This is a genomic window from Qipengyuania atrilutea, assembly GCF_013370205.1.
In the GTDB taxonomy this organism is placed as follows: Bacteria; Pseudomonadota; Alphaproteobacteria; order Sphingomonadales; family Sphingomonadaceae; genus Actirhodobacter; species Actirhodobacter atriluteus.
On sequence record NZ_JABWGV010000005.1, the window covers coordinates 49,519 to 75,045 of the forward strand.

At 62.3% G+C, this 25,527-nt stretch carries 22 protein-coding genes and 1 tRNA gene; 13 read left to right on the plus strand and 10 right to left on the minus strand.

The window, feature by feature from the left end; translation table 11 throughout:
- Positions 1 to 42: 42 nt before the first annotated feature.
- The 4 genes from HUV48_RS12180 to HUV48_RS12195 are packed head-to-tail and all read left to right on the plus strand — an operon-like array spanning position 43 to position 3,560.
- On the plus strand, positions 43 to 1,164 hold the full coding sequence (locus HUV48_RS12180; protein WP_176268077.1) for an 8-amino-7-oxononanoate synthase: 1,122 nt from the start codon (positions 43 to 45) through the stop codon (positions 1,162 to 1,164).
- Positions 1,161 to 1,781 (plus strand): dethiobiotin synthase, encoded by a 621-nt coding sequence (bioD, locus tag HUV48_RS14410; protein WP_176268078.1) that lies wholly within the window; start codon positions 1,161 to 1,163, stop codon positions 1,779 to 1,781. The genes HUV48_RS12180 and bioD overlap by 4 nt, the downstream gene beginning before the upstream one ends.
- Complete coding sequence (locus HUV48_RS12190) at positions 1,778 to 3,034, plus strand: adenosylmethionine--8-amino-7-oxononanoate transaminase (RefSeq protein ID WP_176268079.1); 1,257 nt, start codon at positions 1,778 to 1,780, stop codon at positions 3,032 to 3,034. Before bioD ends, HUV48_RS12190 begins: the two co-directional genes overlap by 4 nt.
- A gap of 31 nt (positions 3,035 to 3,065) precedes the next feature.
- A complete protein-coding gene (locus HUV48_RS12195; protein WP_176268080.1) occupies positions 3,066 to 3,560 on the plus strand; it encodes a CinA family protein in 495 nt (164 codons plus the stop codon).
- Between the two features lie 138 nt (positions 3,561 to 3,698).
- Here the strand turns inward: HUV48_RS12195 and HUV48_RS12200 are convergent, their stop codons facing one another.
- On the minus strand, positions 3,699 to 7,052 hold the full coding sequence (locus HUV48_RS12200; protein ID WP_176268081.1) for an amidohydrolase family protein: 3,354 nt from the start codon (positions 7,050 to 7,052) through the stop codon (positions 3,699 to 3,701).
- 1,070 nt (positions 7,053 to 8,122) lie between these two features.
- Between HUV48_RS12200 and HUV48_RS12205 the strand changes: the two genes are divergently transcribed.
- Positions 8,123 to 9,847 (plus strand): DNA methyltransferase, encoded by a 1,725-nt coding sequence (locus HUV48_RS12205; protein ID WP_217906810.1) that lies wholly within the window; start codon positions 8,123 to 8,125, stop codon positions 9,845 to 9,847.
- Positions 9,848 to 10,089: 242 nt separating this feature from the next.
- Here HUV48_RS12205 and HUV48_RS12210 read toward each other — a convergent pair.
- Positions 10,090 to 10,180, minus strand: a tRNA-Ser gene (locus HUV48_RS12210).
- Between the two features lie 238 nt (positions 10,181 to 10,418).
- Between HUV48_RS12210 and HUV48_RS12215 the strand changes: the two genes are divergently transcribed.
- Together HUV48_RS12215 and HUV48_RS12220 are read left to right on the plus strand one after the other, a co-directional pair.
- On the plus strand, positions 10,419 to 11,369 hold the full coding sequence (locus HUV48_RS12215) for a peptidylprolyl isomerase (RefSeq protein WP_176268082.1): 951 nt from the start codon (positions 10,419 to 10,421) through the stop codon (positions 11,367 to 11,369).
- Complete coding sequence (locus HUV48_RS12220) at positions 11,366 to 11,899, plus strand: GNAT family N-acetyltransferase (RefSeq protein ID WP_176268083.1); 534 nt, start codon at positions 11,366 to 11,368, stop codon at positions 11,897 to 11,899. Before HUV48_RS12215 ends, HUV48_RS12220 begins: the two co-directional genes overlap by 4 nt.
- On the opposite strand, the gene HUV48_RS12225 is transcribed toward HUV48_RS12220, so the two are convergent.
- From HUV48_RS12225 to hemF, 3 genes are all read right to left on the minus strand, one after another.
- Positions 11,896 to 12,258: a VOC family protein gene (locus HUV48_RS12225; protein ID WP_176268084.1), complete on the minus strand. Its 363-nt coding sequence runs from the start codon at positions 12,256 to 12,258 to the stop codon at positions 11,896 to 11,898. The two genes, HUV48_RS12220 and HUV48_RS12225, sit on opposite strands and share 4 nt — an antisense overlap.
- 4 nt (positions 12,259 to 12,262) lie before the next feature.
- The gene (locus tag HUV48_RS12230) at positions 12,263 to 14,353 is read right to left on the minus strand and encodes a RelA/SpoT family protein (RefSeq protein ID WP_176268085.1); all 2,091 of its coding nucleotides are present in this window, start codon (positions 14,351 to 14,353) and stop codon (positions 12,263 to 12,265) included.
- 178 nt (positions 14,354 to 14,531) lie between these two features.
- A complete protein-coding gene (gene hemF, locus HUV48_RS12235; RefSeq protein ID WP_176268086.1) occupies positions 14,532 to 15,389 on the minus strand; it encodes an oxygen-dependent coproporphyrinogen oxidase in 858 nt (285 codons plus the stop codon).
- A gap of 61 nt (positions 15,390 to 15,450) precedes the next feature.
- Between hemF and pdeM the strand changes: the two genes are divergently transcribed.
- The 5 genes from pdeM (at position 15,451) to HUV48_RS12260 (ending at position 20,436) form a co-directional block, all read left to right on the plus strand.
- The gene (gene pdeM, locus HUV48_RS12240; RefSeq protein ID WP_176268087.1) at positions 15,451 to 16,182 is read left to right on the plus strand and encodes a ligase-associated DNA damage response endonuclease PdeM; all 732 of its coding nucleotides are present in this window, start codon (positions 15,451 to 15,453) and stop codon (positions 16,180 to 16,182) included.
- Positions 16,183 to 16,267: 85 nt separating this feature from the next.
- Positions 16,268 to 16,810 (plus strand): translation initiation factor IF-3, encoded by a 543-nt coding sequence (infC, locus tag HUV48_RS12245; protein WP_176268150.1) that lies wholly within the window; start codon positions 16,268 to 16,270, stop codon positions 16,808 to 16,810.
- A 65-nt stretch (positions 16,811 to 16,875) separates the two neighbouring features.
- A complete protein-coding gene (locus HUV48_RS12250) occupies positions 16,876 to 17,463 on the plus strand; it encodes a hypothetical protein (RefSeq protein ID WP_176268088.1) in 588 nt (195 codons plus the stop codon).
- Positions 17,464 to 17,506: 43 nt separating this feature from the next.
- A complete protein-coding gene (locus HUV48_RS12255) occupies positions 17,507 to 18,928 on the plus strand; it encodes an SLC13 family permease (RefSeq protein ID WP_176268089.1) in 1,422 nt (473 codons plus the stop codon).
- Positions 18,929 to 19,119: 191 nt separating this feature from the next.
- Entirely contained in the window at positions 19,120 to 20,436 is a 1,317-nt protein-coding gene (locus HUV48_RS12260; RefSeq protein WP_176268090.1) for a cystathionine gamma-synthase family protein, read from the plus strand.
- 47 nt (positions 20,437 to 20,483) lie between these two features.
- Here the strand turns inward: HUV48_RS12260 and HUV48_RS12265 are convergent, their stop codons facing one another.
- The gene (locus HUV48_RS12265) at positions 20,484 to 20,801 is read right to left on the minus strand and encodes a hypothetical protein (protein WP_176268091.1); all 318 of its coding nucleotides are present in this window, start codon (positions 20,799 to 20,801) and stop codon (positions 20,484 to 20,486) included.
- Positions 20,802 to 20,881: 80 nt separating this feature from the next.
- Here HUV48_RS12265 and HUV48_RS12270 point away from each other — a divergent pair, with 80 nt between their 5' ends.
- On the plus strand, positions 20,882 to 21,997 hold the full coding sequence (locus HUV48_RS12270; RefSeq protein ID WP_176268092.1) for a winged helix-turn-helix domain-containing protein: 1,116 nt from the start codon (positions 20,882 to 20,884) through the stop codon (positions 21,995 to 21,997).
- Here HUV48_RS12270 and HUV48_RS12275 read toward each other — a convergent pair.
- The 4 genes from HUV48_RS12275 to tolA form a co-directional block, all read right to left on the minus strand.
- On the minus strand, positions 21,994 to 22,530 hold the full coding sequence (locus tag HUV48_RS12275; RefSeq protein ID WP_176268093.1) for a J domain-containing protein: 537 nt from the start codon (positions 22,528 to 22,530) through the stop codon (positions 21,994 to 21,996). The two genes, HUV48_RS12270 and HUV48_RS12275, sit on opposite strands and share 4 nt — an antisense overlap.
- A gap of 185 nt (positions 22,531 to 22,715) precedes the next feature.
- Positions 22,716 to 23,231 (minus strand): peptidoglycan-associated lipoprotein Pal, encoded by a 516-nt coding sequence (gene pal, locus HUV48_RS12280; protein ID WP_176268094.1) that lies wholly within the window; start codon positions 23,229 to 23,231, stop codon positions 22,716 to 22,718.
- A 59-nt stretch (positions 23,232 to 23,290) separates the two neighbouring features.
- Positions 23,291 to 24,703, minus strand: coding sequence for a Tol-Pal system beta propeller repeat protein TolB (gene tolB, locus HUV48_RS12285; protein WP_176268095.1), 1,413 nt, complete (start codon positions 24,701 to 24,703; stop codon positions 23,291 to 23,293).
- Complete coding sequence (gene tolA, locus HUV48_RS12290; RefSeq protein ID WP_225871691.1) at positions 24,700 to 25,527, minus strand: cell envelope integrity protein TolA; 828 nt, start codon at positions 25,525 to 25,527, stop codon at positions 24,700 to 24,702. Before tolA ends, tolB begins: the two co-directional genes overlap by 4 nt.

Below are 25,527 nucleotides of genomic sequence, written 5' to 3' on the forward strand. Positions count from 1 at the left end.
ACAGGACCTTGCGGCGCAGCGTAGCTCACCTAAGGGCTTCGTGTGACGGTAACGAATTTCTACAGAAGCGATCTGGAGCGGCTGGAGGTTGCGGGGCGACGCCGAGCGCTGACTGCTGCGGTCGGGCGCGACTTTTCCTCCAACGACTATCTTGCATTGGCCGGATCGCCCGCTCTGCGTGCGACCGCCGAGGAAACGCTGGCAAGAGGCGTCGGCGTAGGATCGGGCGGTTCGCGCCTGCTACGCGGCAACGCACCCGAACATCTCGCGCTGGAGGCCGATGCCGCCCGTTTCTTCGGGAGCGAGAGCGCACTGTTCACGGGTTCGGGATATGCCGCCAACAGTCTGATCGTCTCCACGCTGCCGCAGAAAGACGACCTCGTTCTCCACGACGCGCTGATCCATGCCAGCATGCACGAAGGCATGCGGCTTTCGCGCGCACAATGTCAGGGGTTCGCGCATAACGACGTCGACGCCGCCGCTGACGCGATCGCTCTGTGGCGCGCCGAGGGCGGACGCGGAACGCCGTGGATCGCGTTCGAGACGCTTTACAGCATGGACGGAAATGTCGCGCCGGTCGCCGATTTCGCGGCGCTTGCCGAGCGGACCGGCGCCATGCTGCTGATCGACGAAGCGCATGCGGTGGGCGTTTGCGGGCCCGGCGGGCGGGGCCTAGCGGCACAGTTGCAGGGGCGCGAGAATGTCGTCACGCTGGCGACCTGCGGCAAGGCGCTTGGGTGCGAGGGCGCGCTGATCCTCGCGCCCGCCGTACTGCGCGATTTCCTGATCAACCGGGGTCGCGGTTTCATCTTTTCGACCGCGCCGTCTCCCCTGATCGCCGCGATCGTTCGCGAAAGTCTCGCCATCGTCGCGCGAGCCGATGACCGGCGAGAGCGGCTGCGCAAACTTATTGCAGAGACTGGCTCGCGTCTCGCCCCGCTCGGTATTGCGCCCAGCGGCACGCATATCCAACCCGTGCCCGTCGGCGAGAACGATCGAACCATGCGCATCGCCGCAGAACTGCAAGCGCGTGGCTTCGATGTGCGGGGTATCCGTCCGCCAACCGTGCCGGCGGGCACCGCGCGGCTGCGCGTATCTATCACCCTCAACACCGACGAGGCCGAGATCGCCGACCTCGCCGCCGCATTGGGAGACCTGCTTTGAAAACGATCGTGGTCACCGGGACCGACACCGATATCGGCAAGACGGTCTTCGCCGCCGGCCTGACCCGGGCCCTGGGCGCGTCCTTTTGGAAGCCGGTCCAGGCCGGCCTCGACGACGGGTCAGACAGTGCGCGGGTCACCCGCCTCGGCGTGCCCGCCGCGTCCGTAATTCCGGAAGTCTATCGCCTGAGCCAGCCATGCTCGCCCCACCGTGCGGCCGAACTCGATGGCGTCGCCATCGATCCGGCCCGCCTCGCCTTGCCAAGCATCGAGGGGCCGCTGGTGGTCGAAGGGGCGGGCGGCGCGCTCGTGCCGGTGACGCGCCATCTGCTCTACGCCGACCTGTTCGCGCGCTGGGAAGCGCCGGTCGTGATCGTCGCTCGCACGGCGCTCGGGACGATCAATCATTCCCTGCTGACGATCGAGGCGCTGCGGGCGCGGGGTGTCGCTATTCTCGGCGTGGCTTTCGTCGGCGAAGCGCAGGAGGACAGCGAGGCGACCATCTGCGCGATCGGCAAGGTCGCACGTCTCGGCCGGCTCGCGATGCTGAACCCGCTGAATGCCGAAACGCTAAGTTATGCCTTCGCGGCGGGCTTTCCCGGGGGCGTGTGGCAGTGAGCGATTCCCCGATCTGGCATCCCTTCACCCAGCATGGCCTCGGCGAACCCATCCCCGAAGTCGTGCGCGGTGAAGGCGCGCTGCTGCATACCAAAGACGGCGCGCAGGTGATCGACGCGATCTCGTCTTGGTGGGTGACGACGCATGGCCATGCCCATCCACGCATCGCGGCGGCGATTGCCGAGCAGGCGGCGGTCCTCGACCAGATCATCTTCGCCGGCTGGACTCACGGCCCGGCCGAACAGCTTGCCCGAAGCCTGCGCGAACTGATGCCGGCAAGCCTGACCCGCGTGTTCTTCTCCGACAGCGGATCGACCAGCGTCGAAGTCGCGCTGAAGATGGCGCTCGGCTACTGGCTCCATCGGGGCGAGCCGCGCCATCGCATCCTCGTGATGGACAGCGGCTATCACGGCGACACGATCGGCACCATGTCGGTCGGTGCGCGCGGGGCGTTCAACCGGGCTTATAAGCCGTTGCTGTTCGACGTGACCTCGATCCCGTTTCCCGCGGAAGGCGCCGAGCAGCAGACGCTCGATGCGCTGGAGAATGCTTGCCGCGACGGCGCGGCGGCGTTCGTCGTCGAGCCGCTGGTTCTGGGTGCGGGCGGGATGCTGATGTATCCGGCGCAGACGCTGGCTGAGATGCGCGGGATCTGCGCGCGGCACGGCGTCTTGTTCATCGCGGACGAAGTCATGACCGGATGGGGGCGAACCGGCACGTTGCTCGCCTGCGAACAGGCGGGGATCGAGCCCGACATCCTGTGCCTGTCGAAAGGGCTGACGGGCGGGGCAATCCCGTTGGCGGTCACCATGGCGAGCGAGCCGGTGTTCGACGCTCACCGCAGCGAGGACCGGGCGCGAATGTTCTTCCATTCGTCGAGCTACACCGCGAACCCCGTCGCCTGCGCCGCCGCGAACGCCAATGTCGCAATCTGGCAGGAGGAGCCGGTGATGGACCGGATCGCAGCCTTGAGCGAGCGGCAGGTCGAACGCCTCGCAATGCTGGCGACGCATCAATCGGTGCGCAATCCCCGCCGCATGGGGACGATTGCGGCATTCGAAGTGGGCACGGCTGCCGGGTACCTCTCCGACCTCGCGCCGCGCATGCTGGCACTGTTCCGCGAGAAGAACGTACTGCTTCGTCCGCTAGGCAACACCATCTATGTCATGCCCCCTTACTGCATCGAGGCTGGGCAACTGGATCAGGTTTACGAAGCGATCGGAGAGGTTTTGAACGAGGTTGCAGTTCGCTAGGGTTTCCGGAAGGTTTACGGAGAATCGATGCATGACCGACCGGCAGGAAATCGAAGACCTGGTCAAAGCGCTCGCAAATGCGCGGGGGCCGGGTGCGCCAAGCCTGGCGATCGCGGAAAGCTGCACCGGGGGGATGATTTGCGCCGCAATTGTGGCGAACCCTGACGTCAGCGGCGGGCTCGAACGCGGCTTCATCGTTTATTCGCTCGATTCGAAATGCGAGCTGCTCGATCTCGATCGGGCGGAGGTGGAATCCTGCGAGGGAGTCAGCCGCGATGTAGCGATCGGTATGGCGGAAGCGGGCCTGCGCCGGAGCCATGCTGATCTCGCGCTTTCCGTTACCGGTTTCGCCGGCCCCCAGCAGAACGATGAAGAAGTCGGACTGGTGCACGTTGCGCTCGCGCGCAAACGCAGAGAACCCCTGCATGCAGTCTATCATTTCGGCGATCTGGGCCGCGAAGTGATTTGCAACAAGGCAGTCGTGGCCGCACTTCAGATGCTGCTCGCGCAAAGCGAGGGCGACTGAAGCCGAGGCGCGTTCCCGCCCCCGTCTCGACGCGCAGGCCCCGGCCAATGATGTTTTCGGGTTGCGACAGAAAGTACAACGTCGAGCGCTGGGCCTGCCGAAATCGATATAACCTCAATCCGGCAGGCTCTTCGGCACCTATTGAGTCCACCAGTATGGACGCCGCCGCTCGTCGCCGGTGACGATCTCGTTCATAGTCGACGCGTCGTAGGCACGTCCGCCTAATACCACGGTTACGACCCGTTCGGTGTTTCGGATGTTCTCGAGCGGATTGTCCGATAGGATAACGAGGTCGGCGAGCTTACCGGGCTCCAGGCTGCCAATCTCTCGGTCCATCCCCAGCGAGCGCGCCGGTACGATCGTCGCGGCTTGAAGCGCTTGGATCGGGGTCATTCCGCCACGCACGAAAGACCATATCTCCCAATGCGGTGCGATGCCGGCCTGCTGTCCGTGCGCGCCGATCGACACGAGTACGCCGCGCTCCGCGAGGCGCGCCGCCTCTCGAGCTACGTCGTCGTCGATGAAGTCTCCCTCCGGCGCAGTGGTCCGGCGCGCGGTCTGCGCGCGCAGCAGGGCAGGCGGCGTGTGCGCCCTCAGCAGCGGCTGTTCGAACGCGTTCGTTGCCTGACGCCAGTAAGGGTCGCCCGCTAAGCCGCCATAACCGACCACGAGCGTCGGCGTGTAATTGGTATCCGACTGAGAGAAGAACTGCAGCACGTCCTCATACATCCGCATGACCGGAATGTTGTGCTCCAGCGTGGAATTGCCGTCCGCCACAAGGTTAAGGTCCATACCGAAAAGCGACCCACCTTCGGCCACTACCAGCATATTCTCGCGCCGTGCGGCTTCCACCACCATTTGTCGCTGGTCGCGGCGCGGCTGGTTATAGTTCTTTACGCTGGGCGCGCCTTCCGCGCGCAATCGCCTGACGTGATCGAGCGCATCCTCGAGCGAATCGATCTGGGCGTAGGCGTAGGGGTTTCGCGCGCCGTAGATGATCCTCCCGGTCGAAAAGATGCGCGGCGCGAGGATCATGCCGGTGCGCTGCATGTCTTCGGCAACGAAGACGGGCGTATCGCTCGACGGATCGTGCAGCGTGGTCGTCCCGAGCGCCAATGCCTGAATGAGATTCCAGTTCGTCTGCGGCACCAGCTCGTCCGCTGCGTAGGAACCGTGGGCGTGAGCATCGACGAGACCGGGGATGATCGTCCGCCCGGCAGCATCGATGGTCGGGGTGCCCGCCGGGATCGACGTAGAGCCGGCAGGGCCGATCGCGCTGATCACATCGCCATCGACGATGATCGTACCGTTTTCGATGATGCCGCCAGCCTCGTCGGCCATGGTGATGATCCGGGCTCCGGTGATTGCCATGCGCCCGTCGTGCCTGTCGGCTTGCACAGTTCGCAGCATGGAAAGACCGCTTTCCGGGGGTGTGAAGGCAGCGCGCTTCTCCCCTTCGGCCGGCGGGGCGGAAGGGAAGAGTGCGGATACTTCGGCCGTGTAAAGCATGGGACCGAGCGACCAGTGCAGCCTATCCCCGTCGCTGGACCAGTGAACATAGTCAGCCCCCGAATCCGAAACCTCGACCACCGGCAGGTTCTTCGTACTGGCCGAGATCGTAACCGCCTGCCCGCCCGGCATCAGCGGCATGACGTAGGCATCGTAATTCTCGGTAAAGGCGAAGAAGTTGCCAGAAGGAGCGACGGTGTACCCGGTAACCAGTTCGCCCGAAGCATGCGTTCGGGGATCGAGGCCATCAAGATTGGTAGAAACGAGCGTCTGCGAACCGCCTTCGGAGCCGGTCATGAATATACGGTCGTTGTCGGCGCCGAAATGCGGCCGGGCCATGTCGCGGCTGATCAGAACCGGCTCTCCGCCGGACGCTGCCACGCGGTAGACGCCGGGATCGTCGCTGTATCCGGGCGCCGTGAGGTAACCCCCTTTACCCTTTTCGAATACGATCGTGCTTCCGTCGGGTGAGAAGCGCGGACGCGCAAAATGGCCGGGCTGGCGCGTGACTCGCTCGCTCCTGCGCCCGTCGCGGCCGATAGTCCGGATCTCGCCAAGCCCCTCGTCCGTCCACCGCACATAGACGATGCGCGAACCGTCGCGCGACCAGCTCGGGTATAGCTCGAAAGCCTCCTCCTCGTCGGTCACCCGCCGCATCGCACCGCCCGCAGCTGGCATCGTGTACAGATGCCCCAAACTCTCGAAGACGACAGTGCGGCCATCAGGAGAGACTTCTGCGAAGCGCGCCATCGTCACTGCGACGCTATCCTGCGCGACCGGAATGACAGGATGCGGTGCAGGCGATACGCCGCGCGTGTCGTCGATGACGAAGGGGATTTCCGCCGCGCCGGTTCCGTCGGCATTAACGCGCCGGATCTTGCCGCCCGCCCAGAATACGATCGAGCGGCTGTCCGGCGTCCAGTCCATGTTCGGATACAGGCCAGTGACCGCCCAGGTTTCCTGTACGTCCTTGTCGAGGTCCGCGTAGATCGGGCGCTCCTCGCCGCTTTCCAAATCCCGGACGTAAAGCTGGGACCGCGTATTCTCACGGCGGACGAAGGCGATCATACTGCCGTCCGGCGAAGGCGTTGGACGCACCGCACCGCCGAGGCCGGACACGGCAGTGGTGACCTCGCCCGATGCAAGGTCGTACCGTTCGATATTGAACAGATTCTGGTTGGAATCCTGCGCGTATTCGAAGATCGGTCCGGGCGTGATATTCCGGGTATAATAGATCGCCTCACCGTTCGGTGCGTAGATCGGCTCGCCAAGCTCTTTCTGATGCTGCTCGTTCGGGCGCTCGACAAGAGCTACTCCGCTGCCTCCCGAAACGTGATAGATCCACACTTCGCCAGTCCCGAGCGAGCGGCCAGTGGTGAAATGCTTCTTCGCCGCTATGAACTGGCTGTCGGGCGACCACGTTGGCTGATTCAGAAGGCGGAAATCCTCGTCGGTGAGCTGCCGCATGTCGCTACCGTCGGCGTTCATCAGCCAGATGTTGTCGCCGCCGCCGCGGTCCGAAGTAAACGCAATACGCGATCCGTCGGGAGAGAAGCGCGGCTGCACCTCCCAAGCGAGACCCTCGGCGATGCGCGTCGGAGTGCCGCCGGTGATCGGCATAGTGTAGATGTCGCCTAACAGGGAGAACGCAATCGTACGGCCGTTCGGCGACACGTCGACATCCATCCATGTACCTTCGTTCACGCGGATCGGTATTTGCGAGATCGGCACGCCGGGAGGGTTGTTGACGTCCCATTCAGCATCCGGATCGCTTTCAGCGATGCTCTCGCCGGTGGCGTCGTTCTCGATAGATTGGCCAGGGATGGGATCGGGCGGCGTAATTTCGCGGGTGTTCTGATCCTCGGGTGCCTCGGTTTCTTCGACAGGATCGGGCTCGGGCGTCGGTTGCGCCTGCTGCGCGGCGGTTGCCGATGCCAAAGCGAGAGAGCCGGCGGCGGAGAACAGAGCGAATTTCCGGATCATGCGATTTCCCGATAGGTTCCAACTGGTTGTTTCATAGCGGTTCAACTCCGACGCGCAACGCAATTGGACTCTGCAAATGCAACGGTCAGGGTGCGGATTGGCGAGGAGTTGCTGTCGTGTCATCGCCTGAGTGTTGCTGTGCTTCGACCGATCGAAACAGTGGGTTGACCACTTGATTAATCGACCGAACGTAAAGGCACGAAATTGACGGACGGAGATCAGCGAAATAGTCACGCAGTAGACGTTTTCTGACCCACCGGCGTAATTCGACTGAATAGTTCAAACCGTAATCGTCACTGCAATACTTGCAGGCGATAAGTAATCTACCTTGATTGCGTTAGCTGCTACTTTGGAAAGACCGGTGGCGGAGCGGGTGGTCAGCTGCGAACTGCTCTCCACATCAAATCCCTGATCTACGGCAATTTACAGGGAAATCGAGTCATTTTTGGAGGGTAGGGGCATTGTCGCGCACCTCCAATCCGTAGAAATCCGCCGCTGAGCCGAGCGAATTCCCTGGAGTCACGAACAGGGAAGTTTCAGCGCCGAACAGGGAGCATGATTTCTTGATCAGCGATCCCAGCCTGTAGATCAGCGAACGCTATTCGAGCAGTGATGCCCGCAGCATGGAGAACATGCGAACCGGCAAGCTGGCGGACCTCAACATAATGCTCCCGGACCGTCTGATTAGACGATCAGCAACGCGACCTTCCATACCGTCGCAGCTTGCCGCTTGATCAGACTGAGACCCATTCCTCTCACATCCCCCACCGCCGAAAAGGCCACCGTTTTGGTCAAGACCCAAACCGGATTGACAAAAAAAGTCGCCCTATATCATTGTTAATGCACGATTTTCATGAAGTTTCTTGTTTCGGAAGCCTTCAAACCAGTGTATACGGTCTCCGTCTAACTGACGCAGAAAGCCATCCGCGCCCTCCGGGCCACAGGCGCAGCAAACGGTAGACAACAGTCCAAACTGCCACGCGAGCGCGGGGCCGGGTGACGGTTGTCCGGAAGTGTCCGTCTGCAATCTGCACCCGTGTTCCTTTGCTCTCTTTTGAAGGAACAGAGAAATGCAGACTTCGACCCATCTGCCCAATGAACTTGCTGCCCTTGAGCAGCGCCTCGGACCGATTGAGTACCGCGAACCAAACAGCCTGAAGCTCTACGCCGGTAATCCGCGCAAGCATCCCGAAAAGCAGATCGTCAAGCTGATGGCGTCGATCAGCCATTTCGGCTTTGCGCTGCCGCTGCTGGTCGATGAGGACGAGGTGATCATCGCCGGGGAGGCACGGGCCGAGGCAGCCAAGCGCCTCGGACTTGCCGAAGTGCCGGTTATCGTCGCATCGCACTGGAGCAAGGCGCAGGTTCGTGCCTACCGGCTCGCCGACAACAAGCTCGGCGACCTCTCGCACTTTGACCTCGACGAGCTTGCGATCGAACTCGCGGCTATCATCGAGATGGATGAGACGCCGATCGAGATCCTCGGCTGGGAGACTGCCGAGCTCGACGTGATCTTCGAGGACGCCGGTCAGCAGCAAGGGGCAAATGATCCTGCCGACGAGGTGCTGAGCGTACCAGTGAGCCCAGCTGCCCGCTCGGGAGACTTGTGGCTGCTCGGCGCACATCGGTTGCTATGCGGCTCAAGTCTCGAGGCGGAGAACTGGGCCCGGCTCCTCGACGGCCAGACACCGGCGATGGCGTTCAGCGACGCGCCGTTCAACGTTCCGGTGACCGGGCACGTTTGCGGGTTAGGGAAAACCAAGCACGCCGAGTTCGCCATGGCTTCGGGCGAGATGAGCAAGGCGCAATTCACCGGCTTTCTTACCGATGCCATTGGCCAGATGGCAGCACCGCTGAAGGATGGCGGTGTCCTGACGTTGGCGATGGACTGGCGACACTCATCGGAAATACTCGCTGCCATCGAGGCTAACAGCCTTACGCTCCTCAACATGTGCGTTTGGAACAAGGCCTCTGGCGGGATGGGCTCGCTCTACCGCTCCAAGCACGAGCTGTTCTGGATCGCTCGGAAGGGCAAGACCGGCCACACCAACAACGTGGAGCTGGGGAAGCATGGCCGCTACCGGACCAACGTGTGGGACTATGCCGGCGTCAACAGCTTCGGCAAGACCCGCCTGCAGGATCTGGCTGATCACCCCACCGTCAAACCGCTCGCGCTGGTCGCCGATGCCATCCGCGACGTAACCCATCCCGGCGAGATTGTCATCGATGGGTTCTTGGGATCCGGCACCACCCTGCTTGCGGCCGAGCGCACAAGGCGGCGCGGCTGCGGGATCGAGATCGAGCCCGGCTACATCGACGTAGCGATCCGCCGCTGGGAGAAGATGACGGGGTGCGAGGCCGTTCTCGCGAGTGAAAACCTGACATTTGCGGAAGTTGCGAAGCGGCGGAACTGCGATTCGCAGCCGGCCGGGGAACACGCCGCAGCCGGCGCGGACATGCCTAACCGCAGCGGACGCGCGCTGCGGCTCTTCCATGCAGATGGCAAGCCCGCGGTACTAGCCACCGCCGATCCCGGCCTGGTCCAGCTCTTGGTCCGCGCGCGCGAATGGTGGGCTCGCCTTTCCATTGGGAAGACCGACATTGCCACCATCGCCCGTGAGGAGAAGATCAACGACTCGTGGATATCGCGGGTGGTGCGCCTAAACTTCCTCGCCCCGGCCATCGTCGATGCCATCCTTTCTGGATCGCAGCCGGTCACGGTCACGGCAGCGACCTTGCGCGCCGCCGATCTCCCGACAGGATGGGATGAGCAGCTCGCCTACTTCAACATGTAGCGCGATAGCACCAACTCCAAAACCGCGGCGCTTCGGCGCCGCTCTTCGTTCGTTCGCACTTTGCCGAGCGAGTTGCTTACCGCATTCCGGTCTGGCCGAATGGCCTGCAGAGAAAGGCGGGCAAATTGGCCCTGTCTGGGCTTAACAACGTCTCTCAGCAGACCGGATCGGGCGCACGAATGGCGCCGATCACCGCGGTTTCTAACGGCTCGAAAAACGTTTAATATCAGGCACTTGAATGATGGCGGAGCGGGTGGGATTCGAACCCACGATACGGGGTTACCGTATACACACTTTCCAGGCGTGCGCCTTCGACCACTCGGCCACCGCTCCGCATACCCGTGTAGGCAGGCGCCGCACCTAGCCAGAAGCGCGGTTGATGGCAAGCGCGCAGTCCGCCCGATCCGCGGGAACCGCATCGAAGCAGCAGCGTATTTCGAATGAGCCCCTAGTCGCGGCGCTTCGCGGATAAGCATTCCCTTGCGAGCGCCCCTCGAAACCCCCTTTTCGTCCTCCAAAACGCGCGGAAAGGGGCTTTTGGTTTGTAACCGCAGGTGGCAAGCTGCCTTCCATGACCAAGCACATCTTCCTGGCCGCTGTCGCCAGTCTCGCCGCGCCGCTCTTTGCTCAGGATGCGCCCGACGGTTCGCCTTCCCCGAACGAGATTGTGGAGCAGGCTGACGCGGAAGAATGGGTGCAGATCGCGCCTGAAGACCTGCTGGTTATGACGCTCGCACCCGATGCCGAAGGAAATGTACGCGAGGTGGTGATTCAACTGATGCCTGCACCGTTCTCAAAGGGCTGGGTCGATAACATCCGACTGCTAACGCGAAGCGGCTGGTACGACGACATCAGCGTCAACCGGGTGCAGGATAATTACGTCGTCCAATGGGGCGATTCCAATTACGACAATCCGGAAGCGGAGGGGGAAGCGAAGCCGCTGCCCGATGGGCTGAAGGTGATGGAGGAACGCGGATACTCCACGAACGACTTAGGCTCTGCGCTGGCAATGAATGACTTCGCCGTGACGCCAGACCCATATGCCGAACTTTCTTTCTTCAATCAGGGATGGCCGGTTGCCGCGGAAGCTGAAAGAACCTGGCCCGTCCACTGCTACGGCATGGTCGGGGTTGGGCGTGGCTATTCGCCGGACACGGGCAGCGGCGCCGAGCTTTACACCGTTATCGGCCACGCCCCGCGCCATCTCGATCGTAATATCGCGCTCGTGGGCCGTGTCATCGAAGGGATCGAGCACCTCTCCGGCTTGCCGCGCGGGAAGGGCGCGCTCGGCTTTTACGAGGATCCGGCAAAGCGCACGCCGATCCTCACCGTTCGCGTGGCAAGCGACCTGCCTGAAGCTCAGCAGCCTTTGTTCGAATATCTTGCTACGGAAGGCGAGACTTTCGCGCGCTATGCCGAAGCGCGAGCCAATCGCCGCGACCCGTTCTTCATCGTTCCCGCGGGCGGGGCGGACATTTGCAACATCCCGGTTCCGATCCGGCGAACGGCTTTGTCTGAATGATCCTGCGCGAAGCGTCGCTCGCCGATGCGCCTGCCATCGCCGCCTTGCATACTGCCAACTGGCGCCAGAGTTATGCAGGCATTCTGCCGGACGACTACCTTGCCAGCGAAATTGAAGCCGACCGTAAAGCGGTCTGGCAAGAGCGGCTTTCAAAAACCGAAGCCGGGCGCCGAACGACCGTTGCCGAAGACGAGGGCGGCAAACTGGCGGGCTTCTCCTGCGTTTATTTCGATCACGATCCGCAGTGGGGTGCGTTTCTCGACAACCTGCACACCTCTGCTAGCGCACGCGGTAAAGGCTACGGTCTCGCACTGCTTAAAGATATCGCAAGTCGCACCGTCTCTCACGGAGCAACCGCTGGTCTATACCTATGGGTGTTCGAGAAAAACCAGACAGCGCGCGCTTTTTACGCAAGGGCGGGGGCGCAAGAAGTCGAACGCACAGACACGCAGTGGGCGCTGGCAATGGGCGAATGGCGGCTGCGTTGCCACTGGTCGGCGGACGATTTATGTGCGCTCGCGGCTGACTAGAGACGCTGCATTAACTCGATACGATTGCCGAACGGATCGGTAATATCGCCGCGCGCATATCCCTCGAGCGGCTTGCCGGGTTTGAATGCAACGCCCTTTTCGCGGAGCTGAGCGGCCAAGGCAGCCAGATCTTCCACTAGAAGCGCCGGATGGGCTTTGCGGGCCGGGGCGAAGGCTTCGTCCACACCCAGATGAATATGCGCGGTGCCGCTCTCGAACCAGCAGCCACCGTTTACCCGAAGATGCTCTGGTTTGTCGGCTTCGCGCAAGCCTATAATATCGCGGTAGAATGCGCGCGCCGTATCCTCACTGCCGGGCGGCATGGCGAGTTGAACGTGATCGATGCCGGTGATGGCCATTCGATCAGACTCGCTCGGCCTGCGCGACGGCATCGCTGGCGCGCAAGGCGCTGAGAATGCGGGTCAAATGCGCGACGTCCTGCACTTCCAGATCGATGTCGTAAGTCGCAAAGGGCGGCTCGTACTGTACCTGATCGAGCGTCTTCACATTCACATGATTGGTCGCAAAAATACCGGTCATGTCCGCCAACGCACCCATCTGGTCGTAGAGCACAACCCGTACACGCCCGATCGCACCCGAGGAACGCTGGCCCCAGGATAGATCGAGCCAGTCGCTTTCGAGGCCATTGGCAAGGCTGAGGCAGTCGATCGCATGCACCTCCACACCTTCGCCGGGTTTTCTCAGGCCGACGATCCGGTCGCCGGGTACGGGGTGGCAACATTCGGCGAGCTGGAAGCCGACCCCAGCGGTGAGGCCTCGAATTGAAATGACGCGTTCCCGCTTCAACCAATCCTCTTCGACCGGCAGATCGGCAGTGTAACCCGGCACAAGAGCTTCCATCACCGCTCGGTCGTCCAGCTTCGCGGCACCGATCGCGTACATGAGTTCGTCCTCGCTCGAGAGGTCGAGTCGCTCGACCGCGGCCGTACGCGCTTTCTTCCCGATCTTTGCCGGCATGCGCGAGGCGATCTCGTCGAACAGCTTCCGGCCTAGCTCCGCGACTTCGGTGTGCTCTTTCTGGCGCACCGCTCGGCGGATAGCTGCGCGGGCCTTGCCGGTGACGACGAAACCGAGCCAAGACAGCTGCGGCTCGCTATCCTTGCCCTTGACGATTTCAACGACATCGCCGTTCCCAAGCTGCGTGCGTAGCGGCATGTGCCGGCCGTTAATCTTCGCTCCGACTGTTTGCGCACCGAGATCGGTATGCACGGCGAATGCGAAATCGACCGGCGTGGCGCCTTTCGGCAACTGGAAGAGCGAGCCTTTCGGTGTGAATGCGAAGATGCGGTCCTGATAGATTGCCAGCCGCGTGTGTTCTAGCAACTCTTCGGGATCGTGGCTCGCATCGACGATCTCAATGAGGTCGCGCAGCCAGCCGACCTGTCCGTCGGGACGCTCGCCCTGCTTGTAGGCCCAGTGAGCAGCCAGTCCGAACTCATTGCGCCGGTGCATTTCACGCGTGCGCAGTTGCACTTCCACCCGCATCGAGTTTTCGTAGATCAGCGCAGTGTGGAGACTGCGGTACCCGTTGTTCTTGGGGGTCGAGATGTAGTCCTTGAACCGCCCGGGAAGGAACTGCCACGTCGTGTGGAGAATGCCCAGTGCACGGTAGCAATCGGCTTCGCTTTCGCAGATCACACGGAACGCCATGATATCGGTAATCTGTTCGAAGGTGACGTGCCGTTCCGCCATCTTGTGCCAGATAGAATAGGGATGCTTTTCGCGGCCGATGACTTCGACCGACAGGCCGGCTTCGGACAAGGCCTGCTTAATCGCCAGCGCGATGGCATCGACCTGGCCCCCGTCCTGCTCGCGGATGTGGGTAAGCCGGTCGGTGATGGTCTTGTAAGCGGCCGGCTCGAGCTGTTCGAAGGCGAGCAGCTGCATCTCACGCATGTACTCGTACATCCCGACGCGTTCTGCCAGCGGCGCGTAGATGTCGATCGTCTCGCGCGCGATGCGCCGGCGCTTCTCCTCGCTCTTGATAAAGTGAAGCGTGCGCATGTTGTGCAACCGGTCCGCAAGCTTCACGAGAAGAACCCGGATATCCTCGCTCATTGCGAGCAAGAACTTGCGAAGGTTTTCTGCGGCCCGCTCGTCTTCGGGCATTGCCTCGATCTTCGAGAGCTTGGTCACCCCATCGACGAGCCGCGCGACCTCGCTGCCGAAATTGGCGCGTACGTCGTCGATGGTTGCGAGCGTATCCTCGACCGTGTCGTGGAGCAGGGCGGTGATGATCGTTTCCTGATCGAGCTTCAGGTCGGTCATCAGCCCGGCTACTTCGACCGGATGGCTGAAGTAGGGATCGCCGCTCGCCCGCTTCTGGCTGCCGTGCTTCTGGACGGTGTAGACATACGCGCGGTTGAGCATTGCCTCGTCGGCATCGGGCTCGTACTCGAGCACCCGCTCCACCAGTTCATATTGTCGCAGCATGATCAGACTTGGATGTGCTGACGCGCAAACCCTTTTGCAATAGACAATCAGCAAGCTGCTCTTCGAACGAGGGGCGCTTTTGATAGTCTTTGCGAGCGGAAGTTTGGTACAATTCCGGTCATAGCGAACAGTGCGACTGGCGAGCTGGCTAGCCCACTTCCCAGCCGAGAACGTGGGCTCAGCGCCAGACCGCTTCGGGCGGCAGGCTCATGAGGATTGCGTCGATATTCCCGCCGGTCTTCAGCCCGAACAGCGTGCCGCGGTCGTAGACCAGGTTGAACTCGGCGTAACGGCCCCGCCATTCGAGCTGCACGTTTTTATCCGCTTCGTCGAAGACGCTGTCCATTTGCCGCCTGACGATACGCGGGAAGATGTCGAGGAAGGCCTCGCCAACGTCCTTGGTGAAAGCGAGGTTGCGCTCGAATGCTGCTTCGTCGGTGCATTCCAGGTGGTCGTAGAAGATGCCGCCGACGCCGCGGTGGCAGCCGCGATGGGGAATGTAGAAGTAATCGTCCGCCCATTTCGAGAAGCGCTCGTAATAGGTAGGGTTGTGCTTCGCGCAGCTTGCCCGAAGCGCCGCGTGGAAGTCGGCCGTATCCTCTTCGTAAGGGATCGGCGGATTGAGATCGGCGCCGCCGCCGAACCACGCCTTGCCGGTGGTCAGGAACCGGCAATTCATATGAACCGCCGGAACATGAGGGTTCGCCATATGCGCGACCAGGCTGATGCCGGTTGCCGTAAAGCCCGGACTTTCCGCGCTTGCTCCGTTGACGCTCGCTGCGAATTCGGGGGCGAAATTGCCGTGAACGGTCGACACGTTGACGCCCACCTTCTCGAACACAGAGCCTTTCATCACGCCGCGCACGCCGCCGCCGGGGTTGTCATTACCGTCTTCGACCCGCTTCCACGGCGCGTAGTCGAAGGAGGCATCGGACCCGGCTTCGCGTTCGATCGCTTCGAATTCAGCGCAGATGCGGTCTCGCAGGCTTTCGAACCAGGCCTTCGCTTCGGCAGTTTCATTGCTCCATTGTTCCATCGTCTTTTCCTTTGCGAGGGCGAGCCTTGCCAAAGCGTGCCGGGCGCGGCAAGGGGGCAGCATGGTTCCCCTTTCGTTCGCTGGCGAGGAATGGTTTCTGCTCGAAGACCGTGCGCTGTATTGGCCGCGCGAGCGGGCGCTTCTGGTCGCCGATCTTCATCTGGAGCAGGCAAGTTTCTTTGCCGTGCACGGGCAGATGTTGCCGCCCTACGACAGCCGGGAAACGCTGGAACGGGTAGCGCGCGCGATCCGGCAGACCGGGGCGCGGCGCGTCATCACGCTCGGCGACAATTTTCACGATGCGAAAGGCTGCGAGCGGCTGGACGAGCATTCGCGCGGGATGCTGGCTGCCCTCACCCGTGCCGTCGACTGGACGTGGATCACCGGCAATCACGACAACGGCGCGGACGATGCGGCCATGCAGGCTATATGCGGAGGTTCGGTCGCGCCTGAGCTGGAAGTAGGCGGGATCATGCTTCGTCATATCGCCCGGCGCGGAGAAAAGCGGCCGGAGCTGTCCGGCCATTTCCATCCGCGGCTGCAGATCACGCTTCAGCGGCGGCCGATCCGCCGTCCTTGCGCAGTCATTGCGGCGCGGGAGCGGGGCGGGGGAAGTGACGGGCACCGGATGATCCTGCCGGCCTTCGGCGCTCTGACGGCCGGAATGCCGGCTGACGATCCGGCGATACTGAAGGCCTTGCAACCGGCGGGCGCAATCAGCGCTGCGGTCATCGCCAAGGGCCGCTTGCTGCAGTTTCCGATGTGGAAGGCTCCGAAATCCGAGGCGGCGTAAACAGGCTCGCGCTTTTACCTAGCGAATCTGTAAGCGAGCGCCTACATAAGCGGCTCGACACACGGCAATTTCAGGAGACTGCCCCATAGCTCGTCCACCTCGGCGTTCACTTCAGCCGCCTAGCAAAAGCGGCCCGCGCTACGACAATTTTATTCTTTCGGACAAGGTCCGGGTAATCGACGAGAACGGCGAGAACCTGGGCGTGATGTACACGAGGGAAGCGACCGAACAGGCCAACGAAGCTGGTCTCAACCTTGTAGAGGTGTCGCCCAACGCCGATCCGCCTGTTTGCAAATTCCTGGACGTGGGCAAGTACCGCTTCGAAGCGCAGAAGAAGGCTAATGCCGCGCGCAAGAGCCAGAAGACGCAGGACATCAAGGAAGTGAAGATGCGTCCCAACATCGACACGCATGATTATGACGTGAAGATGCGGAACGTGTTCAAGTTCATCGACAACGGCGACAAGGTGAAGGTCACCTTGCGGTTCCGCGGACGCGAGATGGCGCACCAGGAACTCGGCATGGATCTTCTCCGGCGCGTACAGGACGACACTGGCGAAGTCGCCAAGGTCGAGGCGTTTCCGCGCCTTGAGGGTCGGCAAATGCTTATGGTGCTTTCGCCGAAATAACATCGTCCGCTTTCGGAATTCGAGGACCGGGGAACGCCGAGCAGCGTTCTCCGGTTTTTTGGTTCATGAATTCCCGGAACGTTTTTGCTCTAGCCGTTGCCCCTGCTGTCCTCGTCGCCTGCAATTCAGAGGTAAGCCGAACGGACGAGGCGGTTGCGTTCGATCTGGACCAACCGATAGCAGAAGCAACTGCGTCGTCAGAACCTCCGCCACCCGCAGGCGCGCAGAACGACATCAATGACGGTTATCCTGACCTCACGCCGGCGGAACTCACGCCGGAAGCGGAGCGGACCGAAAAGGGTGCGCGAAACCTGATCCTTTCCTTTGGCCGCGCTCTCGAACTTCGCGAATGGGATCAGGCATGGGAGATGCTGGCCGATCGCAGCAAGGTGACTTGGTCAAGCGAGGAATGGTCACGCATGTTCGCGGATCTGACCGACATCACCGTCGAAGCGCCGCCGGGGCGCATGGAAGGCGCAGCGGGGTCTTCCTTTTATTCTACCGATTTGACGATAACAGCGAACGGCGCGGAGGGGCGGCCCATTCGCTATGAAGGAAAAATGATCCTCAGGCGTGCGAACGACATACCTGGTGCATCCGCCGCTGACCTCCGCTGGCATATCTACGACCTGACACTCGACGCGACGCACTAGCACCGGGCAGTCGCGGTTGTTATCAGGCGGCGAGGGGACGGGAATGCGCGCAGGAACTATCGGGCTGATTATCGGCGTCGCGGCGCTGCTCACTACCGTCTTCGCGCCCGCCCCCGCCGGTATGCCGCGCGAAGCTTGGATCGTCGCGGGCCTTGTAGTCCTGATGGCAAGCTGGTGGATGACGGAAGCGATCCCGCTTACCGCGACCGCGCTGATGCCCTTTCTGGTCCTACCTTTCGCGGGCGTATCGGACGCAGGCGAGACCGCCAGCGCCTATTTTTCACCGATCCTGTTTCTCATCCTAGGGGGCGCGTTCATCGCCCTCGCGATCGAGCGTACCGGACTCCACCGCCGCCTGAGCCTTGGCATTCTGCGTCTGGTCGGCAAAAGGTCGGGGCAGGGCGGTCTGCTGCTCGCCTTCATGATCGCGGCAGCGATCCTGTCGATGCTGATTTCCAATACGTCGACGGCGCTGATAATGATGCCGATGGCACTGGCCGTATTGTCCGGCGGCGAGACCACTGACGGATCGGGGGAGGTAAGCACGGCCGGGCTCTCCGGTGCCCTGCCGATGGGAATAGCATTCGCTGCGAGTATAGGCGGGCTCGGTACGCTCGTGGGTTCTCCCACCAATGCGATCGCGGTCGGGTTGCTCGATACGATCGTAGGGCAACGGATCGGGTTTGCCGAGTGGAGCCTATACGGATTTCCGATCGTCATCGTGGGCGTCCCGCTTGCCGCACTGATCATCGCGCGCGTGCAGAAAGTGACCGAACACCCTTTCGACATCAGCGCTGCCCGCGACGCGATCGACGATGCCGCGCCTTGGTCGACCGCGGAAAAGCGGCTGGTGCCGGTCGTGCTGGTCACCTTTCTTCTCTGGATGGGCCAACCCTTCATAGAACCGTTCCTGCCGGAAGGCTCGCTGACCGACGGTACCATCGCCATCGCGGCCGGCTTGTCGCTGTTCCTCTTGCCCGACGGTACGGGAAGGCCGCTCCTGACCTGGCCCGAAGCCGACCGCGCGCCGTGGGGCGTCATCATGATGTTCGGCGGCGGACTGGCTCTCGCCGCCGGAATGGGCGCATCGGGCCTTGCGACATGGCTCGGCAACGCATTGTTGCCGCTGGCCGGCATTCCGCTTCCCATTGTTGCCTTGGCCTTGGTGGCGATGGTTATCCTCATCACCGAGTTTGCCAGCAACGTCGCCACCGCTAGCGGCATTATCCCGGTCGTGGCGAGCCTGGTGGTTGCGCTGGGTGCAGATCCCATTCTGCTCGCCATGCCGGCCGCGCTCGCGGCGAGTTGGGGCTTCATGCTTCCGGCCGGCACCGGGCCTAATGCCATTGCCTGGGCGACCGGGCGGATTCGCATCGAACGGATGGTGGGGGCGGGTATCCTGCTTGACCTGATCGGAGTGCTGCTGATCGTCGGTGTCGTCTGGGGAATAGCCCTCGTCGCGTAGAATCTCTGACCGCGTTAGCGGAGTTGAAGAAACTTTTAGCCCACTTTAAGCGCTGTCCGCATGACATCGCGCCGGCTGCGATGCGCGTCTGCGGAGGTTAGGCGCGCGGGTTCTGACGAGCCCTGCCGCCGGACGACGCGAACACCATGCTTCTGCCTTCCTGGAAGCAAACGACCAAAGGAAGCACATCCATGACCGACGCCGTAGATTCGACCGATCAACCCACGCCGCGCCGCAAACCGAAACCCGAAGAGGCGAAAATCAAGGGCCGTACGTTGAAGCCCAGTACCCAGATGATGGGTCACGGCTTTGACCCCGCTCTGTCGGAAGGCGCATTGAAGCCGCCGATCTTTCTTACCTCCACCTTCGCGTTCGAGAACGCGGCGGCGGGCAAGCGCCATTTCGAAGGTATCACCGGTCAGCGCGAGGGAGGGGCCGAAGGGCTCGTATATTCGCGCTTCAACGGCCCCAATCAGGAAATCCTCGAAGACCGGCTCGGCATATGGGACGGCGCGGAGGATGCCTTATGCTTCTCGAGCGGCATGACGGCGATTTGCGTCCTGATGCTTGCCTATTGCAGCGCGGGTGATGTCATCGTCCACTCTGGTCCGCTGTACGCAGCGAGCGAAGGCTTTGTCGCCAAGGTACTGTCGAAATACGGCGTCACTTATGTCGATTTCGCCGCTGGTGCGACGCGGGAGCAGCTCGACGAAGTGCTTGAGAAAGCCAAGAAGCAAGCGAGCGATCAGGGCGGCAAAGTCGCGATGATCTATCTCGAAAGCCCGGCCAATCCGACCAATGCGCTGGTTGATATCGAGGCGGTCAAGGAAGCGCGCGACGCGGCGCTCGACTGGTCCTGCCCGATTGCGATCGACAACACTTTCCTCGGCCCGCTGTGGCAGCGTCCGCTCGATCACGGTGCGGATATCGTCTGCTACTCGCTGACGAAGTATGTTGGCGGCCATTCGGACCTCGTCGCAGGCAGTATCGCGGGCAAGAAAAGCTGGATGGACCCGGTGCGTGCGCTGCGCAACACGATGGGCGGTATTGCCGATCCGAACACGGCGTGGATGCTGCTCCGTTCGCTCGAAACCGTCGAACTGAGAATGCAGCGTGCTGGCGAGAACGCTGCCAAGGTGTGCGAATTCCTGCGCCAGCATCCGAAGGTGGAGGGCCTTGGCTATCTTGGATTTATCTCCGACGAGCGGCAGCAGGACATCTACGACCGCCACTGCCTTGGAGCAGGATCAACCTTCTCGCTGTTTCTGAAGGGCGGGGAAGAAGAAAGCTTCCGTTTCCTCGATGCGCTGCGGATCGCGAAGCTCGCGGTCAGCCTCGGCGGGACGGAAACGCTCGCCAGCCACCCCGCCAGCATGACGCATCTGTCGGTCGCACACGGGCGGCGGCAGGAACTCGGCATCACTGATAGCCTCGTCCGAATATCCATCGGGATCGAGGACCCGGACGATCTGATCGCCGACTTCGAACAGGCGCTTGAAAAAGTGTGAAGCCGGGAGGGGCGGGGCGGGGCAGCGGATGCCCCGCCTTTCCTGTCTTAGCTTCCGCTGATGCCGGGAATGTTGAAGATCCCGACTGCCAGTTCCGCCCATATGTAAAGGAACAGCAGCAGCATACCGCCGCCGATAATCCATACCTTGCCCCGGGCGAACTTCATGCGGGCTACAAGCTGGAACGTTCCGACGAAGAACGCCATCAGCAGACCCATGATGATGAAGTCGGACGCTGTCCAGTGCACGCCGTTATCGAACTGCATTGCGATGAAAGGCATGGTAAGCACGACTGCTATTGCGATCCACGGCGCGAGAAGCTTCCAATTACGTGAGCGGCCGCCCGTTTGCATTGTTTCGTCCATCCGTTATCTCCTGTTACCGAACTTGATGGCTGGTGGGGTAGCCGACCGCTGTGTGAGCGGCATGAGCAAGCGGTGAGGAAATGCTGAAATCGCCTGATCACCGCCGCTTTCGCTTCGAAGATTACCGGCTGGACGTGGCGGACAGGCGACTGTCGAGAAACGGAGCGCCGCTCGACCTTAGCGGACGATACTTCGACGTGCTGTGTCTCATGGTTACCAATGCCGGTGAACTCGTCACGAAAGAACGGTTCATGGACGAGGTCTGGCGCGGCGTTCCGGTAACGGACGAGGCACTGACACAGGCGATCCGTTCGATCCGCAAGCTTTTGTCGGACGATCCGAGCGCGCCGCACTACATCAAGACGGTCCCAAAGCACGGTTATCGCTTCATCGCCGAAGTCGAAGCCGAGGTGCCCGGAACCGCCGTACATCCGCGCAAGCTTGAAGCCTCGGCAAAAACGGATGAACCGCTCTTCGGTGCCGCGCTGCGTGCCGGCGCCGGTGCATTGGGCGGCGGGGTCGCAGGATTGATTGGCGGTGCAATCTACGGTGCGATCGTTGCCGATAAGGTAGCCGGTTCCGGCGGCGGCTCGGCTTCCGCCTTTCTGGTCGTGACGTGCGTGACGATCCTCGTCGCCTTGGTGGGCGCGGCGGGCGTCAGCAGCGGCATAGCCGCTGCGAGCGTTCTTGGTAAAAGTTCCGGGCCGTGGCTTCCCGTCGGAGGAGCGATCGGTGGGATGATTATCGGAGCGATCGGCCGCGTGCTTGGCCTCGATGCGTTCGCATTGATTCTGGGCGAGACCCCAACCGAAATTACAGGAGCGTTCGAGGGGGCGATACTTGGCGGCGGAGTCGGACTGGGCCTGTGGCTTGCCCTTTCGCTCGTCCGGACTGGCATCGTGCGCGCTTCTCTCGCTGCCGGTACGATCGGCGGAATGGCCGGGGCAGCAATTACTGCGCTCGGAGGGCGGCTTATGGCCGGGAGCCTCAATGCGCTCGCTGCGCGGTTCCCGGCGTCGCGGCTGGACTTGTCGGCAATCGGGTCAGCCGTTGGGGGAGCAGGGTTCGACAAGACCGCGAATATTGTAACCGGCGCGCTGGAAGGTTTCCTCTTCGCCGCATGCATCGCCGCTGCGTTCCTTGCAGCGGGTAGATCGCTGGAGAAATCCGGTCGTCCGGACCGTCTCGGAACCTAACCCTTCCAAACGCGGCGTTCTTCTGCGGCCTTCAGAACTTCGTAGGAGAGCTGGATCGTCTGGAACTGCTTCGCCGCTTCCGCATCGCCAGGCTTTACGTCCGGATGAACTTCCTTTGCCTTCGTCCGGAAGGCCTTCTTGATCGCGGTAAAATCCGCGTCTGCTTCGAGTTCGAGGACCTCCAGCGCGCGCATCTCGTCGGCGCTCCGGCTTCCGTCGCCGCCTGAGGACCAGCCATAATGCTGCGCTTCCGCATATCCCGCATTCTCGGTTTGTTCGGCCTTCGCGCGCTCTGCCTTCTCCGCTTTGTCGAGACCTTCGAAATAGTCCCAGCGCGAATTGTACTCGGCCGCGTGTTTTTGACAGAAATACCAGCGGTCGGGACTGTTCGGAGCCTTGGGGGCGGGGCAGTCGCCCTTCTCGGTGCAGCCGTGCCGGTCGCATTCGCGCACGGTCGTTGCCTGCCGCTCGGTAGCGTCGTAGCTGCGCCAACGCGGAAAACCCCAATCGAGCGATCGTCTGCTGCCGCTCATGCGCAGATATCCTTGTGCGCGCCTATCTGGTTCATTCCAAAATACATACTCTGCCAGTGTAGAGTGAAAAGCGCCCGTTAGCCAAGGCCGGCGGTGCCGCGCTTCTTTCAGTTAAGTTCGACCGCGCAAATAAAAAGCCCCCGACGTTCCCGCCGGAGGCTTTAGAATTCCAAGACGGAAAACGCCTAGTTGACGACGACCGTCACCGCGCGGCGGTTCTGTGCCCATGCGCTTTCGTTCGAGCCCATCGCTACCGGGCGCTCCTTGCCGTAACTGACGGTGCGGATGCGGCTTTCCGGAATGCCGAGGCTGACGAGATAGTTCTTGGCTGCGTTTGCGCGGCGCTCACCCAGCGCGAGGTTGTATTCACGCGTGCCCCGCTCGTCAGTGTGACCCTCGACCGTCACCGTTACCTGGCCGTACTGTTGCAGATAGGATGCCTGTGTGCGGAGCGCCTGAGCGTCTTCGCTGTCAATGTCATACCCGTCCGTGTCGAAATAGATGACGTTCTGGCCGCTCACCGCATTCTCGAAATGCGCCTGCGTTCCGACGCTCGGGCCGGTCGGTGTGGTCGGGCCGGTCGGTGTAGGCGTTGCGGTCTGCGCCGGTGCGGGCGGAAGTTCCTCGGGTGCCTGCTTGTTACAGGCGGCAAGAGCGACAGTCGACGCGACCAGCGCGACGGATGCAAAACGGATATTCATCAGTGTTATCCTCCAGCTCGTTAAGTTATTTTAGGAGTGTTCCCCAAAGTTGAACGTCGTTACGGCAAAATCGGTCCCCAAGCCGGGTCTGACGCATCGACCGGCGTCGGCAAGCGCCGCTCGTTCTCGCCAGTCAGATCGACTTGCCACAGGGCCGTATCGCCCGAATTGCGCGTGGTGCGGAAGAACTGCACGATCCGCCCGTTCGGGGCCCAGGTCGGCGCCTCGTCCTGCCAGGAATTGGTCAGATGGCGCAATCCGCGTCCCTGCGGATTCATGACGGCCACGCGGAAATTGCCGGAGATATGCGTGAAAGCGATCTGGTCGCCGCGCGGGCTCCACTCAGGTGTGGCGGCGCGCCCGCCAAAGAAGCTGAGGCGGCGTTGGCCAGAACCGTCTGCGTTCATCATGTATATCTGCTGGCTGCCCGACCGATCGCTTTCGAAAACGATCTTGCTGCCGTCGGGCGAGTAGGATCCGGCGATGTCGATCCCCGGCGCATCGGTCAGGCGCTCGACCCGCCCGCCGTTGGCGGACACCCGGTAGATGTCGGTGTTGCCGCTCACCGCCATAGAAAACAGGATGTTACGGCCATCCGGCGACCAGCGCGGAGCAATGGTCGGGTTCTTGTTCTCGACCACCAGTCGCTGCTTTCCGGTCCCGATATCGTAGACGTAGATGCGCGGATTGCCGTCGACGTAGGAGAGGTAGAGAAGCTGGCTGTAGTCGGGAGAATAGCGCGGCGTCAGCGCGGTGGAACGCCCGGTCGTAATGAAGCGGTGGTTCGCCCCGTCGCTGTCCATGATAGCGAGACGCTTGGTGCGGTTCCCCTTCGGACCGGTTTCCGCGATGTAAGCGATACGGCTATCGAAAAAGGGGCTTTCGCCGGTCAGGCGCGAATAGATGAGGTCGGCGCATTTATGTGCTGCGCGCCGCCATTCCGACGGCTGCACGACCCAGCCTTCGCGCACCAGCTGGTTTTTCAGCTCGAGATCGTAAAGGTAGCAGCCGACCGTCAGTCGTCCGTCACCGCGCGCCTGTACATAGCCGTGCACCAGCATTTCCGCGCCGCGGCTCGTCCAGTTGGTCCACGCGGGCGAGGTAATGTTCGCAAACGTCGGCTTCGGAAGTGCATCCGGACCGGTGGGTTCGAACAGGCCGTTGTTGCGAAGGTCGGCGGTAATGACCCGCGCCAGTTCCTCGCCGAGAGCCGCCGTGCCGTTGGCGTTTGCTGTAGTTGGGACGTTGCGATCGGTCGCAAAAGCGGGAATGGCGATGCCGAGGTCGTCGAGATTGCCTTCGAACGAAACCGAGCCAGTCAAGCCGCCGTCGTCCACGTCATCGCCGGCTTCGACTTGCGTTTGCTCGACGTCTTGCACGGGCGGTGGGGCTTCGCCAAGGTCCTGAGCGTAAGCGGTTGATGCGAGCGGCGCTACGATCAGGGCGGTGAATGCGAGAAGAGTATGTTTCATTGCGAGAGTTTCCAATCGAAGCTCAAGGTTACGCGTTTCCATGCCGAATAATATTCTTCGGGCAAATCGAAGGGGGCGGCAAGCTGTACCGCGCGGATGGCCTGTTCGCTGTGACGGCTAGCCTGCGCGCGGTTGGTGTCGTTGATGCCGGTCTGCCTCACGACGGTAGGCCGCCCGGCGAGTGAGCCGTCGGGATTGAGGTTGAAGCGGACGGTGCTGACGATAGCTTCGACATCGGGGCCGGAAGGTGGCTGCCAATGCGGCTTGACCTCACGGGTAATCCCCTGAAGCAGCGAGGCCTGCGCCCGGCCGCTGATCTGGCCCGGGCTGCGCGTTTCCTGCGTGGTCGTGCTCGCCCCCGCACCGGCGAGGAAGTCGTTGCCGATCCGGCTCGCGCCGCCTTCCTGGCTGCGCGGCTGCTGACGAGGTTCTGCACGCTGCGTCTGTCGCGGCTGCGAGGGTGCGGCTGGTCGCGGCTGCGGTACGGCGCGTTCAGTCGGCGGCGAAGGTCTCGGCTGCGTGACCGCACGCTCCGGCGTAGGCACCGGGGGCGGCGCCGCTTCGCGCGGAACGGGCGGAGTGTCGGACAGCGTAGGCGCAATTGCCGCACGGCTTTCGGGCACGGGTATCGGAGCTGCTGCTTCGAGACCTATGTCCTCCGTCAGGTTGACCGTCATACGCTCTGGCGCTTCGATCGTGCTGTCGCGCTCCGGCTGCAGCAGAAGGAAAGCGAACAACGCGACATGCGCAGCCGCAGCCACGCCGAGGCCGACCATCTCGTCCCGGCGGTAGCTGCGCTGCGGCGAATAGGACATGCTGGCCAT

What these genes read in the sequence shown, in the direction of transcription:
- hemF (WP_176268086.1), bottom strand. Translation starts at nt 15,389, where the DNA reads ATGGAACAATGGAGCAATGAAACTGCCGAAGCGAAGGCCTGGTTCGAA.
- HUV48_RS12265 (WP_176268091.1), bottom strand. Translation starts at nt 20,801, where the DNA reads ATGGACGAAACAATGCAAACGGGCGGCCGCTCACGTAATTGGAAGCTT.
- HUV48_RS12200 (WP_176268081.1), bottom strand. Translation starts at nt 7,052, where the DNA reads ATGATCCGGAAATTCGCTCTGTTCTCCGCCGCCGGCTCTCTCGCTTTG.
- HUV48_RS12225 (WP_176268084.1), bottom strand. Translation starts at nt 12,258, where the DNA reads ATGGCCATCACCGGCATCGATCACGTTCAACTCGCCATGCCGCCCGGC.
- pal (WP_176268094.1), bottom strand. Translation starts at nt 23,231, where the DNA reads ATGAATATCCGTTTTGCATCCGTCGCGCTGGTCGCGTCGACTGTCGCT.
- pdeM (WP_176268087.1), top strand. Translation starts at nt 15,451, where the DNA reads ATGGTTCCCCTTTCGTTCGCTGGCGAGGAATGGTTTCTGCTCGAAGAC.
- HUV48_RS12260 (WP_176268090.1), top strand. Translation starts at nt 19,120, where the DNA reads ATGACCGACGCCGTAGATTCGACCGATCAACCCACGCCGCGCCGCAAA.
- HUV48_RS12230 (WP_176268085.1), bottom strand. Translation starts at nt 14,353, where the DNA reads ATGCTGCGACAATATGAACTGGTGGAGCGGGTGCTCGAGTACGAGCCC.
- tolB (WP_176268095.1), bottom strand. Translation starts at nt 24,703, where the DNA reads ATGAAACATACTCTTCTCGCATTCACCGCCCTGATCGTAGCGCCGCTC.
- HUV48_RS12195 (WP_176268080.1), top strand. Translation starts at nt 3,066, where the DNA reads ATGACCGACCGGCAGGAAATCGAAGACCTGGTCAAAGCGCTCGCAAAT.
- tolA (WP_225871691.1), bottom strand. Translation starts at nt 25,527, where the DNA reads ATGGCCAGCATGTCCTATTCGCCGCAGCGCAGCTACCGCCGGGACGAG.
- HUV48_RS12215 (WP_176268082.1), top strand. Translation starts at nt 10,419, where the DNA reads ATGACCAAGCACATCTTCCTGGCCGCTGTCGCCAGTCTCGCCGCGCCG.
- HUV48_RS12220 (WP_176268083.1), top strand. Translation starts at nt 11,366, where the DNA reads ATGATCCTGCGCGAAGCGTCGCTCGCCGATGCGCCTGCCATCGCCGCC.
- HUV48_RS12270 (WP_176268092.1), top strand. Translation starts at nt 20,882, where the DNA reads ATGCTGAAATCGCCTGATCACCGCCGCTTTCGCTTCGAAGATTACCGG.
- HUV48_RS12275 (WP_176268093.1), bottom strand. Translation starts at nt 22,530, where the DNA reads ATGAGCGGCAGCAGACGATCGCTCGATTGGGGTTTTCCGCGTTGGCGC.
- HUV48_RS12255 (WP_176268089.1), top strand. Translation starts at nt 17,507, where the DNA reads ATGCGCGCAGGAACTATCGGGCTGATTATCGGCGTCGCGGCGCTGCTC.
- HUV48_RS12250 (WP_176268088.1), top strand. Translation starts at nt 16,876, where the DNA reads ATGAATTCCCGGAACGTTTTTGCTCTAGCCGTTGCCCCTGCTGTCCTC.
- HUV48_RS12205 (WP_217906810.1), top strand. Translation starts at nt 8,123, where the DNA reads ATGCAGACTTCGACCCATCTGCCCAATGAACTTGCTGCCCTTGAGCAG.